The sequence below is a fragment of the Brevundimonas fontaquae genome, assembly GCF_017086445.1.
GTDB classification, from domain to species: Bacteria; Pseudomonadota; Alphaproteobacteria; order Caulobacterales; family Caulobacteraceae; genus Brevundimonas; species Brevundimonas fontaquae.
On the sequence record NZ_CP070968.1, the window covers coordinates 1,490,443 to 1,503,140 of the forward strand.

At 66.6% G+C, this 12,698-nt stretch carries 18 protein-coding genes; 17 read left to right on the plus strand and 1 reads right to left on the minus strand.

The window, feature by feature from the left end; genetic code table 11:
• The first annotated feature begins 25 nt into the window (after positions 1-25).
• From JX001_RS07240 to JX001_RS07255, 4 genes are read left to right on the plus strand one after another with little or no spacing between them, the layout of a single operon-like run.
• A complete protein-coding gene (locus tag JX001_RS07240) occupies positions 26-520 on the plus strand; it encodes a GNAT family N-acetyltransferase (protein ID WP_205682906.1) in 495 nt (164 codons plus the stop codon).
• 38 nt (positions 521-558) lie between these two features.
• Entirely contained in the window at positions 559-1,104 is a 546-nt protein-coding gene (locus tag JX001_RS07245; RefSeq protein WP_205682907.1) for a DUF1285 domain-containing protein, read from the plus strand.
• Positions 1,101-1,763, plus strand: a complete 663-nt coding sequence (locus tag JX001_RS07250; protein WP_205682908.1) for a CoA pyrophosphatase — start codon at positions 1,101-1,103, stop codon at positions 1,761-1,763. Before JX001_RS07245 ends, JX001_RS07250 begins: the two co-directional genes overlap by 4 nt.
• Positions 1,760-2,974 carry a CCA tRNA nucleotidyltransferase gene (locus JX001_RS07255; RefSeq protein ID WP_205682909.1) on the plus strand — a complete coding sequence of 405 codons (1,215 nt, stop codon included), beginning with the start codon at positions 1,760-1,762 and terminating at the stop codon, positions 2,972-2,974. Before JX001_RS07250 ends, JX001_RS07255 begins: the two co-directional genes overlap by 4 nt.
• On the opposite strand, the gene JX001_RS07260 is transcribed toward JX001_RS07255, so the two are convergent.
• Positions 2,949-3,905 (minus strand): endonuclease/exonuclease/phosphatase family protein, encoded by a 957-nt coding sequence (locus JX001_RS07260; RefSeq protein ID WP_205682910.1) that lies wholly within the window; start codon positions 3,903-3,905, stop codon positions 2,949-2,951. The genes JX001_RS07255 and JX001_RS07260 overlap by 26 nt on opposite strands.
• 68 nt (positions 3,906-3,973) lie before the next feature.
• On the opposite strand from JX001_RS07260, the gene JX001_RS07265 reads away from it, so the two are divergent.
• The 13 genes from JX001_RS07265 (at position 3,974) to JX001_RS07325 (ending at position 12,673) form a co-directional block, all read left to right on the plus strand.
• Positions 3,974-4,435, plus strand: a complete 462-nt coding sequence (locus tag JX001_RS07265) for a DUF4112 domain-containing protein (protein WP_017504140.1) — start codon at positions 3,974-3,976, stop codon at positions 4,433-4,435.
• A gap of 143 nt (positions 4,436-4,578) precedes the next feature.
• Complete coding sequence (locus JX001_RS16410; RefSeq protein ID WP_205682911.1) at positions 4,579-6,012, plus strand: DUF2793 domain-containing protein; 1,434 nt, start codon at positions 4,579-4,581, stop codon at positions 6,010-6,012.
• Positions 6,009-6,164 (plus strand): hypothetical protein, encoded by a 156-nt coding sequence (locus JX001_RS07275; protein WP_156355834.1) that lies wholly within the window; start codon positions 6,009-6,011, stop codon positions 6,162-6,164. Before JX001_RS16410 ends, JX001_RS07275 begins: the two co-directional genes overlap by 4 nt.
• The gene (locus tag JX001_RS07280; RefSeq protein ID WP_205682912.1) at positions 6,161-6,430 is read left to right on the plus strand and encodes a hypothetical protein; all 270 of its coding nucleotides are present in this window, start codon (positions 6,161-6,163) and stop codon (positions 6,428-6,430) included. The genes JX001_RS07275 and JX001_RS07280 overlap by 4 nt, the downstream gene beginning before the upstream one ends.
• Positions 6,427-6,810, plus strand: coding sequence for a M15 family metallopeptidase (locus JX001_RS07285; RefSeq protein WP_205682913.1), 384 nt, complete (start codon positions 6,427-6,429; stop codon positions 6,808-6,810). The genes JX001_RS07280 and JX001_RS07285 overlap by 4 nt, the downstream gene beginning before the upstream one ends.
• Positions 6,807-7,286, plus strand: a complete 480-nt coding sequence (locus JX001_RS07290) for a hypothetical protein (protein WP_205682914.1) — start codon at positions 6,807-6,809, stop codon at positions 7,284-7,286. Before JX001_RS07285 ends, JX001_RS07290 begins: the two co-directional genes overlap by 4 nt.
• The gene (locus JX001_RS07295; protein ID WP_205683230.1) at positions 7,237-7,428 is read left to right on the plus strand and encodes a hypothetical protein; all 192 of its coding nucleotides are present in this window, start codon (positions 7,237-7,239) and stop codon (positions 7,426-7,428) included. The genes JX001_RS07290 and JX001_RS07295 overlap by 50 nt, the downstream gene beginning before the upstream one ends.
• 218 nt (positions 7,429-7,646) lie before the next feature.
• Entirely contained in the window at positions 7,647-8,462 is an 816-nt protein-coding gene (locus JX001_RS07300; RefSeq protein ID WP_205682915.1) for a flagellin, read from the plus strand.
• 272 nt (positions 8,463-8,734) lie between these two features.
• Positions 8,735-9,478: a flagellin gene (locus JX001_RS07305; protein WP_112862421.1), complete on the plus strand. Its 744-nt coding sequence runs from the start codon at positions 8,735-8,737 to the stop codon at positions 9,476-9,478.
• Positions 9,479-9,590: 112 nt separating this feature from the next.
• Positions 9,591-10,409, plus strand: a complete 819-nt coding sequence (locus JX001_RS07310; RefSeq protein ID WP_205682916.1) for a flagellin — start codon at positions 9,591-9,593, stop codon at positions 10,407-10,409.
• Positions 10,410-10,520: 111 nt separating this feature from the next.
• Positions 10,521-11,258 (plus strand): flagellin, encoded by a 738-nt coding sequence (locus tag JX001_RS07315; RefSeq protein WP_205682917.1) that lies wholly within the window; start codon positions 10,521-10,523, stop codon positions 11,256-11,258.
• A gap of 86 nt (positions 11,259-11,344) precedes the next feature.
• Positions 11,345-11,617 (plus strand): FlaG family protein, encoded by a 273-nt coding sequence (locus tag JX001_RS07320; protein WP_205682918.1) that lies wholly within the window; start codon positions 11,345-11,347, stop codon positions 11,615-11,617.
• 138 nt (positions 11,618-11,755) lie between these two features.
• Positions 11,756-12,673 carry a flagellin gene (locus tag JX001_RS07325; protein ID WP_112862609.1) on the plus strand — a complete coding sequence of 306 codons (918 nt, stop codon included), beginning with the start codon at positions 11,756-11,758 and terminating at the stop codon, positions 12,671-12,673.
• Positions 12,674-12,698 lie beyond the last annotated feature (25 nt).

Here is a 12,698-nt window from a genome sequence, read left to right on the forward strand (position 1 = left end):
GCTTTGCTTCTAGGTGCGCGCGCCGATGTCGCACGCCCTTTCCATACCTCCGACCGTAAGCCGTATCGAAGCCGAGAGCCCCGCCGACGCCGAAGGCGTGGATGCGTTGGTCATGGCCGCCTTCGGGCCAGGACGGTTCGCCAAGACGGCCGAGCGCCTGCGTGAAGGTTCGCAGCCAAGCGCGGGCTTTGTCGTGAAGCGCGAGGGGGAAGTGGTGGGCTCGGTGCGACTGTGGCCTGTCGTGGTTGGAGACACCTCGGCTCTGTTTTTGGGACCGATCGCGGTGGACGCCGGTCGCCGGAGCGGCGGACTGGGCGCCGAACTGGTTCAGGCATGCGTGGATCAGGCACGGACGCTGGACGTCGGCGGCGTGCTGCTGGTCGGGGACGCGGCCTATTTCGAGCGGTTCGGATTTGTCCCTGCGCCCGAGGCGGCGCTGCCCGGACCTGTGGATCGCCGCCGCGTCCTGTGGCTGGGGACCGGCGTGGATCAGGTTTCGGGCTCGGTTTGCATCGGCTGACCCTTTCCCGCACGGTTCGCGGGGCCTAAGTCAGGGGGATGGATAATCCCAAGTCAGGACTGAACGCCGTGGCCGAGGCGGCCAAACAGGCGCCCGGCAAGGGGCTGCCGCCGGTCCACCTGTGGCATCCCGAGCATTGCGGCGAAATCGATATCGTCATCCGGGAGGACGGCGTCTGGATGCATGAAGGCTCGCCCATTGGCCGCAAGGAACTGGTGCGGCTGTTCTCGACGGTGCTGAGGAAGGACCCGGACGGCTATCACCTGGTCACGCCGGTCGAAAAGCTGAAGATCAGCGTCGAGGATTTGCCGTTTCGGGCTGTCGCGATGCGTCGGGAGCGCGACGCCCTGATTTTTACCACCGATGTCGGTGATGAGGTGAGGGCGAGCGAAGCCGATCCCATCGTCGTCGAAACCGATCCCGCGACGGGTGAGCCGGCGCCGCGCATTCATGTGCGCGGTGATCTGTGGGCTCGGATCGCACGGTCGGTCTTCTATGAGATGGTCGAAATGGCCCAAGAGGTCGACGGACGACTGGTCGTTCAGTCGGGCGGCCAGGTCTTCTCATTGGGCGCGGTGACGTGAGCCTGGAGACCTTGAAGGCCCGGCTGGTCGATCGGCTGGCGCCGGTCGAGACGTGGCGGCCTGAACTGGTCGCGGCGCGGTCAGACTTCGACCTGAACCCTCAAGCGACACGGACAGCCAAGGAGCTTCGGCCGGCGGCGGTGCTGATCCCCATCGTGGCGCGGCCCGAGGGGGCGACCGTGCTGCTGACGCGGCGCGCGGACACCCTGGCGCGGCATACGGGGCAAATCGCATTCCCGGGCGGTCGGCTGGATCCCGGCGAGACCGCAGTTCAGGCGGCGCTGCGTGAGGCTGACGAGGAGGTGGCGCTGGACCCAGCGGCGGTCGAGGTGCTGGGCCTGTCGGACGCCTATGAGACGGGAACGGGGTTTCTGGTGACGCCGGTGATCGGCTGGCTGCGCGAGGCGCCGGTCACGACACCGTCGCCGGACGAGGTCGCCGAGGTGTTCGAGACGCCGTGGGACTTTCTGATGGACGCCGCCAACCATCGTCGCGACTTCTACGATCTGGACGAGGGCTTGCGGCGCTGGTTCTGGGCCATGCCCTGGGGCGAGCGCTACATCTGGGGCGTGACGGCGGGGATTCTGAAGGCTCTGCACGTGCGGCTTTATGGCGACGAGGCTGCGCCAGAAGCGGCGGCCGACGAGGACGCGGCATGAGCGTCTCTGTGAAGGGACAGCCCTGGCTGGAGAGCCAGGCGACGCGGGCGGTGATGCGTGCGCTGGAAGCGGCGGGCGGTGCGGGCTGCGCGCGGTTCGTGGGCGGCTGCGTGAGGAACAGTCTGCTGGGGCAGCCCGTCGACGACATCGACATCGCCACGCGCTTGCGGCCCGAACAGACTATGGCGGCGCTGAAGGCGGCGGGGTTGAAGGCCGTGCCGACCGGCGTCGAGCACGGCACGGTGACGGGCGTGTCGGAGCGGCGTCCCTATGAGATCACGACACTGCGTCGTGATGTGGAGACGGACGGACGCCGCGCGGTGGTCGCCTTCACCGAGGACTGGGCCGAGGATGCGGCGCGGCGAGATTTTCGTCTGAACGCGCTTTACGCCGATGCGGCAGGGACGGTGTTCGATCCGACCGGCGGCGGGCTGGAGGATGCGGCGGCGGGGCGCATCGTTTTCGTCCGCTGGGCGGAGACGCGCATCCGCGAGGACTACTTACGCATCCTGCGCTTCTTCCGGTTCTACGCCTGGTACGGGCGGGGTGAGCCGGACGCCGTCGGGCTGGCGGCGTGCGCGAAGCTGAAGGGCGGCATGGCGCAGTTGTCGGCCGAGCGGGTGTCCAAGGAGATGTTGAAACTGCTGACGGCGCCCGACCCGCGTGCGGCGGTGCGGGCGATGGCCGAGACCGGCGTGCTGGCTCAAGTGCTGCCGCAGGCGCAGCCGCTAGCGCTGTTCGAGGCGATGTGTGACCTGACCGACGATCCTGTGATGCGGCTGGCGGCCTTGCTGCCCGCAGATGCGGGGGCTGTGACGGAGATCGCGGGTAGTCTGAGATTGTCGAACGCGGTGCGAGATCGGTTGGCGGCGGCGGTCGCGGACGGGCCTGCCGTTTCGCCGACGATGAGCTACGCCGAGGCGCGAGCGGCGATCTATCGTTTGGGACGCAGGGCGTTCGAGGATCGGCTGATGCGCGCCGAAGCGGCCGGCGAGGGCGGTGGCGCGGGGCTGCGGGCGCTGGCCGCCGATTGGACTCCGCCCAAGATGCCGGTGGGGGGGCGCGATCTGGCGCGTCTGGGCTTGACGCCAGGGCCGGAGACAGGACGGGTGTTGAAGGCGTTCGAGGACGCCTGGGTTGCTGACGACTTCCCTGCCGAGGGGCATGAGAGGCGGCTGAAGATCCTTATCGCGGCGGCTGAGCGCGGGTGAACTCGGTGACGACGGGGCGGTGGTCGGATCCTGTCGGCTCGCCCAGGCGGCGCGTGATCAGGGCCAGATCCGGCGAACGATAGACCTGGTCGATGGTGATGCCGGCGAAGGCGGGAATCTGGCTGGGCCAGGTGCCGGGCCAGCCGGGCGCGGGGATCAGGCCCAGGTCGGACTGGATTTGTTTGCCGATTCGAGCGCTGGAGACGCTGTTGAAGTCACCGGCGGCGATGACGGGATGGTCTGGCGCGGCCTTCATCCGCTCGGCCAGGGCCATGACCTGGGTGATCTGACCCCACTGATATTGATAGGGCCAGGGCCGCGTCAGGTGGACGCCGAAGACGTTGATGGGGCCGATGGGGGTCTGAACCGTCGCGCCCACGGCGCTGAGGCCGTCAGGACGCTCGGGCAGGCGTTGCAGGATCGGATAGCGCGAGGCGATGATCGAGCGCGCGTGGTCGCCGGCGCGCGCCTGGCCGATCAGAACGCGATGGGGATAGTCCGGCAGCAACTCGTCCAGCCGCGACGCCGGCGCCTGCCCCAACTCGACCAGCACCAGGATGTCGGCGTCGGCGGCCGCGATGGACTGGCGCATGGCTGCGACATCGGTGTTGAACACATACAGATTGGCCGAATAGACCCGCACGATCGGCTGGCCGGGAACCGGCACGCCCTTCGTCGGCGTCCATTGCGGCCAGACCGACAGGGCCAGCATTACGCACGCCAGTCCACCGACGATCGAGGCCGGCCATAGCCGAAAGAGCAGACAGACCACGGTCACGCCGACGGCCGCCAGCAATACCGGCGATGTGAACTGCGCCAGGATATCCACCCAGCGATGGCCGATGCCGCTGAGCGCCGCCACGCCGAAAGCCGCAAAGCCCAGCAGCAGGGCGCTCGCCGTCACATTCGCCGCCAGCTTGATGAGGGTCATCGAAGACGTATCTCTCGGATTGAACAGGAAGCCTCGCCCAGCGTTAAGGCGACGCTCTGGAGGGCGACATGGCCAGACGGTCGATCCGGGATATCGAGAACATCTGGTCCAATGTCGAGGGCGTCAAGAAACTGTCGGACCGTGTGATCGGCATCGGCCCTTTCGGCATGGGGCTGGACGCCATGCTGACCTGGGTGCCGGTTGTCGGCACGGCATACACGGTCGGGACGGGCGGCTGGCTGATGCTTCAGGCCGTGCGGGCCAAGGCGACGCCGGCGACCCTGGCGCGCATGGGGGCCTATATGGCCATCGACACCGCCACGGGCACGGTGCCCATCGCGGGCGACATCGTCGACACCTTCTTTCCCGGACAGCTGATGGCGGCGCGGGCGCTGCAAAAGCACATCGAAAGCACCCATTGGGTCGAGGACACCGAGGCCAATGCGCGCGCCACCGGCGACCACGAGATGCACGAGGCTCGGGTGCAGAACGACAAGACGCTGAAGCGGATCATCTATCTGCACGATTGAGATGCGCTGGCTGAGGCGGCCTAGCCATCGTTTTCTCCGCAACGAATCTGCCTGAAATCAAGGACCTGATCCAAATGACCACCCGTCTTCCGGCCTGAGGAAGGGCTGCGCCCAGACTGATCTCCACGACAACGGAGAGAAGAATGAGCGACGATTTCAGCGCGCGTCTTAACCTGCCCTATCTGGCGGCGGGGCAGATGCAGAAGCATGTGACCCTGAATACGGCCCTGACCCGGCTGGACGCCCTGTTGCAGACGGCGGTGGTCAGTCGCACGACGGTCATCCAGCCGGCCGATGCGTCGGATGGCGATCTCTATATCCTGCCGCAAGAGGCCGAAGGCGCAGCCTGGGCCGGGCGGCCGGCCGGAACCCTGATGCGGTTCGAAGGCGGCGGCTGGACCGCCGTGACCACGCCGGACGGCATGATCGCCGGCGTTCTGGACGAAGGCGTCGTGGTGGTGCGGGCCGATGGGGGTTGGATCGCGCTGGGGCAGCGACTGGGCGAGGTGCAGGGCCTAACGCGGCTGGGTCTCGGGACGACCGCCGACGATGCCAATCCCCTGGCGGCCAAGATCAACGCCGCCCTGTTCACGGCGCGAGGCGAGGCGGAAGGCGGCGACGGCGACCTGCGCCTGACGCTGAACAAGACGACGGCGGGCGATGTCCTGTCGTTGCTGTTTGAGAGCGGCTACGCCGCCCGCGCAGAGCTGGGTCTGATCGGCGACGACGACCTGAGCCTCAAGGCCTGCGACGACGCCGGGATATGGCGGTCGGTGTGGCGCGTGGATCGCGCGACGGGACGTATCGCCTTCGATCAGGGCGCGATCCGGCGCGACACAACGCTGTTCACCAGCGATGACGACTATGCCCTGCCGGCCTGGGCGCGCTGGGTCGAGGCGACCTGCGTGGGCGGTGGTGGCGGTGGGGGCGAAGGGCTGGCAGGCCCGCCTGGCGCGTCGCGCCTGGGCGGCGGCGGAGGCGGCGCCGGTGGACTGAGCTTCGGGCGATGGTCGGCTGAAGATCTGGACGGCGTCCTGACGATCACGGTCGGCGCCGGCGGGATCGGCGGCGTTTCTGGCGGCGATAGTGAGGTCGCGACGGGTGACGCGGTCCTGTTGCGCGCGACGGGCGGGGCCGCAGGCGGCTCGGGCGTCGGTGGAGCAGGCGGTATCGGCCAACGGCTCGCCAATCCCGGGGGGAACTCTTCGACAACCGCAACGGCGGCGGGCGCGGAAACCGTCTGCGCGGACGGGCCGGGCGGAGGTGGCGCAGGCGGTGGTCTGAGCGCGGCAGATGCCGCCTATGCCGGAGGCGTGGGCGGCGTGGGCGGCTGGTCGGGCCTTCAGGCGCCAGGCGGCGTCACGGGTGGTGCGGGACAGGCCTCGCCCAAGCCGCTGTTGTCGATCGTCGGCGGCGGCGGCGGGGGCGGCGACGCATCAGCGAGCGGAGCGGGCGGTCCCGGCGGCTCAGGCGCGCTGTTCGGAGCCGGGGGCGGGGGAGGCGGCGCTGGCCTGACCTTCGGTGGCCAGGGCGGATCGGGCGCTTCGGGCGCGGTTCTTATCACGGTCGTCGGATGAGCCGGCGCGGACATCCGGCTGAGCCGGTCGAGGTGCTGGAGGCTGAGGCGTGGGAAGCGCCCGACAGCCTCAGCGACGGGGAATGGCGCGCCCAGTTCGGCTGGGACGGCCGCTGCGCCGTCGAAACCTATGACGAGGAGGACGAACGATGACCCGACACAGGCAGGGGTCGATCCCCTTGGCGGAGGGGCGGTGGCTGTTTCGTCGCCTCTACGCCTTTGCTGTCAGCGCGGGGCTATGGGTGCTGTTGATGCGCACGGTCGGGCGGACGCCGCCTGAGATGCTGCCCAGGATCACGGACGGGCTGATGGGTCTGCTGGCCCTGATCCTGGTGCTCTATCTGGTGGCGCCGACCGCGCAACAGTTGATCACCCTGATCGCCACAACGCGGCTGCGGATCAGCGGAGGCCGACCATGAGCTTTCGTCTGTCCAGCCGGTCGCGGGCAAGGCTCGTCGGCGTGCATCCGGCCCTGATCGCGGTGGTTGAGGCGGCCATCGCCCGCACGGCCGTGGACTTCATGATCACCGAGGGACTGCGCACGGCCGAACGTCAGGCCGCCCTGGTCAAGGCCGGCGCCAGCCGCACGACGCGCTCGCGCCATCTGACGGGCCATGCCGTCGATGTCGCCGCCCTGGTCGAAGGGCAGATGCGCTGGGACTGGCCGCTGTATGGCCGGATCGCCGAGGCGTTCAAGGCGGCGGCGCGGGATCTCAAGACGCCGCTGATCTGGGGCGGGGACTGGAAGACGCTGCGGGACGGTCCGCATTTCGAGCTGGATCGAAAGGCCTTTCCATGAGCGCCGGATCAATACTGCGGGCGCTGACGCCGCTCGGCTGGCTGGTGGCCGCTGCGACAGCGGTGGCGCTGGGGGTCGTGCTGCTGGGCGGGCTCGGCTTTCGCTGGGACCCGCTGAACCTGCAGCACAAGCGTCTGGGGGCCGCGCGCAATCAGGCGCGGGATGCGACCGCCGTGGCGGTGGCGCAGGCTGACGCCCGACGCATCGAAACCGAAGGCGCCGCGGCTCAGGCCCAGCGCGTCGATCATTATCACCACATGACGGGGGCGGCGGACCGGGCGACCACGGCCGCTGTCGCCCAGGCCAGGAGCGCCGAAAATGCCGATCAACCCTTGGAGAACCGCCGCGCTGATCGCCTGCGCGACCATGACCGCGAACTGTGCCGCGTCGCCCCCGATCTCGACGGTTGCGCCGGCGCGACTGGTCTTGCCGGAGGCGGCGACACGTCCGTGCACGCTGGCGACCCTGCCGGCTGAAGCGACGGCCGGCGATCTGGACGCGGCCTATCTGCTGCGCGGCGCCCAGATCGTGGCCTGCGACGGGGCGCGGCGACTGGCGGTCGATACCCTGTTGGCCGAACGCGCGATGCAGGACGCGCAGTTGCGACGCCGCGACTGACGCCCTGCAAAAACGACTCGGCAACTTCTGCCGCCTGGTGTGCAGGCTTGCCGGGTTGTTTCGCAAACCGCCGAGATAAGTTCAATGAAATCAATGTCGGCGTCTGGCTGGCGTCGCATTTTGGACTGGCCCCGCCCTTGCTCTCCTGAAGACCGAGCAAAACGCTCCTGACGCTAAAATGGCGTCGGACATCACACGAAGTGAACAGGACAGCCAAAATGGCTACGAGCATCAATACGAACTACGGCGCAGCTGTCGCCCTGCAAAACCTCAATGCGACCAACGCCATGTTGGAGCGCACGCAAAACCGTGTCTCGACCGGCCTGAAAGTCGGCAGCGCCAAGGATAGCGGCGCCATCTACGCCATCGCCACAGGACAACGCGCCAACATGGGCGCCATGGATTCCGTGCGCGCCTCGCTGCAACGCGGCCAGTCGATCGTCGATGTGTCACTCGCGGCCGGCGATACGGTGACGGCGGCTCTGGAAGAAATGAAAGGGCTGGCCGTCAGCATCGCCGGTTCGACCGGCGCGACCCAGACCTCCTACCTGACCGAATTTCGCGCCCTGGGCGCCGAAATCACCTCCGCCCTGGCCGGCGCATCGTTCGATGGTGTGAACCTCTGGACCAACGCCGCTGCGACCAATGTGATCAAGGATGTCAGCGGCGGCACCACGTCCGTCGGCTTCACGGTCGCCGGCGGCATGGCCGGCGACACCGCCATCACCACCATCACCGACCAGTCCATCGCCGCCGGCGCGGCGACGACCGCTGCGGTGGACGCCGCCATCGCCAAGGTGACGGACGCTCTGTCGACGCTCGGCACCCAATCCAAGTCGGTCAGCCGCCAGGTGACCTTCCTGAACAAGCTTCAGGATGCGACCGAAGCGGGCATCGGCAATCTGGTGGATGCCGACCTGGCCAAGGAAAGCGCCAAGCTGACCGCCCTGCAAACCAAGCAACAGCTGGGCGTGCAGGCGCTGTCGATCGCCAACCAGAGCAGCCAGACGCTGCTGAGCCTGTTCCGGAACTAAGCGACCGCGAGCGCACGCCCGGGTGATCCGCCGATCACGCGTTCGATCTCGTTTTCACGCCGCCCGGCAAAATATGCCTAGCCACGCCAGCGGGTGGGTAGACTTTGCCGAGCATTGAAGAGGGTAAATCAATAGTAAATCATATAAATCAATAACTTATCACGTTATCCGCTTGGCCGTTTTGGCCCGGCAATTGCTTCACACCAACCGAGCAAAAAGCTCCCGTCGCCAAAAGGGCGCCGGAACTCACGAAGTGAAAAGGAGGGCCAGAAATGCCCAGCATCAACACGAACTACGGCGCCGCAGTCGCTCTGCAGAGCCTGAACAAGACCAACAGCGAGTTGGAGCGGACCCAGAACCGCATCAACACCGGCATGAAGGTGTCGTCGGCCAAGGACAGCGGCGCGATCTTTTCCATCGCCACGGCCCAACGGGCGAACGCCTCTTCGCAAGACGCCGTCCGCGCCGGCTTGCAGCGCACCCAGTCGATCACCGACGTGGCCCTGGCCGCCGGCGACACGATCACGAGCGCTCTGGAAGAAATGAAGGGCCTGGCTGTCAGCATCGCCGGAACGACGGCGGGTTCGGCGGCTGAAACCTCCTACCTGGCCGAATACAATGCGCTGGGCCTGGAAATCACGTCGGCGATCGCCGGCGCGTCCTTCGACGGCGTCAACAGCCTGACCACGCCTCTGGGCGTGGCCGGCGTTACGGATGTCAGCGGCGGCGGCAAGGCGCGAGCCGACGCCACCACCGCCAAGGTCGACACCGCCATCGCCACCGTGACCGGCGCCCTGTCGACCCTGGGCACCCAGTCCAAGTCGTTGGGCCGTCAGATCACCTTCGTCAACAAGCTTCAGGACGCTCTTGAAGCCGGCGTGGGCAATCTGGTGGACGCCGACCTGGCCAAGGAAAGCGCCAAGCTGACCGCCCTGCAGACCAAGCAACAGCTGGGCGTGCAAGCGCTGTCGATCGCCAACCAGGGCAGCTCAATCCTGCTGAGCCTCTTCCGCTAAGGCCCGGAGACCTCGTCGCCTCGGCGGCGGGGTCATGGTCTTGAAACCCTGAGCAAAACGCTCCCGTCGCCAAAACGGCGTCGGCTGTCACGAAGTGAAAAGGAACGCCAAAATGGCGAGTGTGAACACAAACTACGGGGCTGCAGTCGCGCTGCAGAGCCTGAACAAGACCAACAGCGAGTTGGAGCGGACCCAAAACCGCATCAACACCGGAATGAAGGTGTCGTCGGCGAAGGACAGCGGGGCGATCTTCGCCATCGCCACGTCCCAGCGGGCGAGCGCCAGCGCTCAGGACTCGGTTCGCAGCTCGATCCAGCGCGGTCAATCCATCGTCGACGTGGCCCTGGCCGCCGGCGATACGATCACGTCCGCTCTGGAAGAGATGAAGGGCCTGGCCGTCAGCATCGCCGGTTCCACCGGCGCGGCGAAGACGTCCTATGAGAACGAGTTCGCGGCCCTGGGTCAGGAAATCAAGAGCGCGCTGGACGGCGCCAGCTTCGACGGGGTCAACCTGCTGAAGACGGCGTCCACGGGCGGTACGGCGGTCAACGTCCGTATCGGCACCGGCGCGACCGACACCAAGACGATCGGCATCGCCACCGATCTCAGCGCCAACACCGACCTGGCCAAGTTCACGGCGGCAACGCCAGCGGTCGCCGACTTCACCTCGGCGAACGTCGATCTGGTCATGACGGCTGTCACCACGGCGCTGTCGACCTTGGGCACCCAGTCCAAGTCGCTGGGCCGCACCGTCAGCTTCGTCAACAAGCTTCAGGACTCTCTTGAAGCCGGCGTTGGCAATCTGGTGGACGCAGACCTGGCCAAGGAAAGCGCCCGACTGACCGCTCTGCAAACCAAGCAACAGCTGGGCGTGCAGGCGCTGTCGATCGCCAACCAAGGCAGCTCGATCCTGCTGAGCCTCTTCCGCTAAGGCCCGGAGACCTCGCCGTTTCGGCGGCGGGGTCGTGGCCTTGAACCCCGAGCAAAACGCTCACCCCGGCAAAACGCCGGGGCTCTCACGAAGTGAAAAGGAGGGCTAGAAATGCCCAGCATCAATACGAACTACGGCGCCGCAGTCGCTCTGCAGAGCCTCAACAAGACCAACAGCGAGTTGGAGCGGACCCAGAACCGCATCAACACCGGCATGAAGGTGTCGTCGGCCAAGGACAGCGGGGCGATTTTCTCCATCGCCACGTCCCAGCGCGCCGCCGCCTCTTCGCAAGACGCCGTCCGCGCCGGGTTGCAGCGCACTCAATCGATCACCGATGTGGCCCTGGCCGCCGGCGACACGATCACGAGCGCCCTGGAAGAGATGAAGGGTTTGGCCGTCAGCATCGCCGGTTCCACCGGCGCGGCCCAGACGTCCTACCTGGCTGAGTACAACGCCCTGGGTACGGAAATCGCCTCGGCGATCTCCGGCGCGTCGTTCGACGGCGTCAACAGCCTGACCGCGCTGGGAGCCAACGCGGCGATCACCGCTGTGAACACCGGCAGCGTTGCAGCCGGCGACGCCACGACCGCCAACGTCGATGCGGCCATCACCGCCACGACCAGCGCCCTGTCGACCCTGGGCACCCAGTCCAAGTCGCTGGGCCGTCAGATCACCTTCGTCAACAAGCTTCAGGACGCTCTTGAAGCCGGCGTGGGCAATCTGGTGGACGCCGATCTGGCCAAGGAAAGCGCCAAGCTGACCGCCCTGCAAACCAAGCAACAGCTGGGTGTGCAGGCGCTGTCGATCGCCAACCAGGGCAGCTCGATCCTGCTGGGCCTGTTCCGCTAAGACGCGCGGCCGGAACGGTTTCACGACCGTTCCGGCCGATCGTTTGACACTCTTGAGGGGCGCGAGCGATCGTCGCGCATGGAGCAATGACGCAGAATGTCGAAAGAACAGTAAGCTTACCTCCGCCAATTCCCGAAGTCCCCGTCTCCGTTCGTCACGAGCCTGTGGCGAGGAACGACAATGAGGACGCCAGCCGCTACCGCCTCACCATCGAAGCCGTTGGCGACCACCATTTCGTCTACAAGGTCCTGGACCGCGTGACGGGCGAGGTGATCCGGCAGCTTCCACGCGAAGAGGTGGAGAAGCTGAGCCGTGACCCGACCTATCGCGGGGGAAAATTGATCGATACAGCCGTCTGAACAGTCGGACGCTGAAATAGAAATGCCCGACGCCGCCGGCTTGCCGGACGGCGAAATCATGGTTTCTGCGGCATTAACCATGTGATTACGACTCATGGTTAATCGTGTAGGTCACAGAACGTCCGGGGGCTTGAAGCCATGACCACCAGCATCCACACCAACACCTCGGCGATGATCGCCCTGCAGAATCTGAATCGCACCAACGACCAGTTGGCGTCGACCCAGAGCCGCGTGAATACTGGCCTGAAGGTTCAGGGCGCCAAGGACAACGCGGCCGTCTGGGCGGTGGCCCAGGGCCAGCGTGCGGATCAAGGGTCGTTGGAGGCGGTGACCACCAGCCTCAAACGCGCGACCTCGATCGCCGACGTATCGCTGGCTGCCGGCGAGCAGATTTCGGATATCCTGCTGGAGCTGAAGCAAAAGGCGACGTCTGCCGCGGATCCCAGCCAAAGCGCAGCCTCGCGGGCGTCCTATAACCAGGAATTCCAAGCGCTTCTTGGCTCGATCCAGTCTTTCGCGGACAACGCAATCTTCGACGGCGCCAACATCCTGGACGGGGCCGCGACAACCGACCTGACCTTCCTGGCGAGCGCGGATGGCAAGGAGACCATCGCGGTCAAGCGCCAGAATATGTCTCTGGCGGGCCTGGGCCTTGCCGCCAACTCATACGACTCGGACAAGTCGACCGCAGCGATCGACGCATGGACGAACAATGCAGGCACGCCGGAGGACGAGACGCTGCTGAACGCTGCGCCGGATCTGCTGACGCAGGAAAAGGCGCAGTTCGCTCTGCGACGCGTCAACGACGCCATCGCGGTCGCCAGCTCCCGCTTGTCGGAGCTGGGCGCCCAGGCCAAGCAGATCGAACGACATACGACCTATGTCGGAAAGCTGTCCGACTCGCTGGAGGCCGGCATCGGCAATCTGGTGGATGCGGATTTGGCCAAGGAGAGCGCGCGCCTTCAGGCCTTGCAGGTTCAGCAGCAACTCGGCGTTCAGGCCTTGTCGATCGCCAACCAGGCGCCGCAGATCATCCTGTCGCTGTTCAAGGGCTGATCCCACAGCTTAACGGTTCCTTATC

Bases quoted from the DNA above. Each gene is read 5' to 3' on its own strand.
- JX001_RS07240 (WP_205682906.1), top strand. From the start codon at position 26: ATGTCGCACGCCCTTTCCATACCTCCGACCGTAAGCCGTATCGAAGCC.
- JX001_RS07245 (WP_205682907.1), top strand. From the start codon at position 559: ATGGATAATCCCAAGTCAGGACTGAACGCCGTGGCCGAGGCGGCCAAA.
- JX001_RS07255 (WP_205682909.1), top strand. From the start codon at position 1,760: ATGAGCGTCTCTGTGAAGGGACAGCCCTGGCTGGAGAGCCAGGCGACG.
- JX001_RS07260 (WP_205682910.1), bottom strand. From the start codon at position 3,905: ATGACCCTCATCAAGCTGGCGGCGAATGTGACGGCGAGCGCCCTGCTG.
- JX001_RS07265 (WP_017504140.1), top strand. From the start codon at position 3,974: ATGGCCAGACGGTCGATCCGGGATATCGAGAACATCTGGTCCAATGTC.
- JX001_RS16410 (WP_205682911.1), top strand. From the start codon at position 4,579: ATGAGCGACGATTTCAGCGCGCGTCTTAACCTGCCCTATCTGGCGGCG.
- JX001_RS07275 (WP_156355834.1), top strand. From the start codon at position 6,009: ATGAGCCGGCGCGGACATCCGGCTGAGCCGGTCGAGGTGCTGGAGGCT.
- JX001_RS07280 (WP_205682912.1), top strand. From the start codon at position 6,161: ATGACCCGACACAGGCAGGGGTCGATCCCCTTGGCGGAGGGGCGGTGG.
- JX001_RS07285 (WP_205682913.1), top strand. From the start codon at position 6,427: ATGAGCTTTCGTCTGTCCAGCCGGTCGCGGGCAAGGCTCGTCGGCGTG.
- JX001_RS07290 (WP_205682914.1), top strand. From the start codon at position 6,807: ATGAGCGCCGGATCAATACTGCGGGCGCTGACGCCGCTCGGCTGGCTG.
- JX001_RS07300 (WP_205682915.1), top strand. From the start codon at position 7,647: ATGGCTACGAGCATCAATACGAACTACGGCGCAGCTGTCGCCCTGCAA.
- JX001_RS07305 (WP_112862421.1), top strand. From the start codon at position 8,735: ATGCCCAGCATCAACACGAACTACGGCGCCGCAGTCGCTCTGCAGAGC.
- JX001_RS07310 (WP_205682916.1), top strand. From the start codon at position 9,591: ATGGCGAGTGTGAACACAAACTACGGGGCTGCAGTCGCGCTGCAGAGC.
- JX001_RS07315 (WP_205682917.1), top strand. From the start codon at position 10,521: ATGCCCAGCATCAATACGAACTACGGCGCCGCAGTCGCTCTGCAGAGC.
- JX001_RS07320 (WP_205682918.1), top strand. From the start codon at position 11,345: ATGACGCAGAATGTCGAAAGAACAGTAAGCTTACCTCCGCCAATTCCC.
- JX001_RS07325 (WP_112862609.1), top strand. From the start codon at position 11,756: ATGACCACCAGCATCCACACCAACACCTCGGCGATGATCGCCCTGCAG.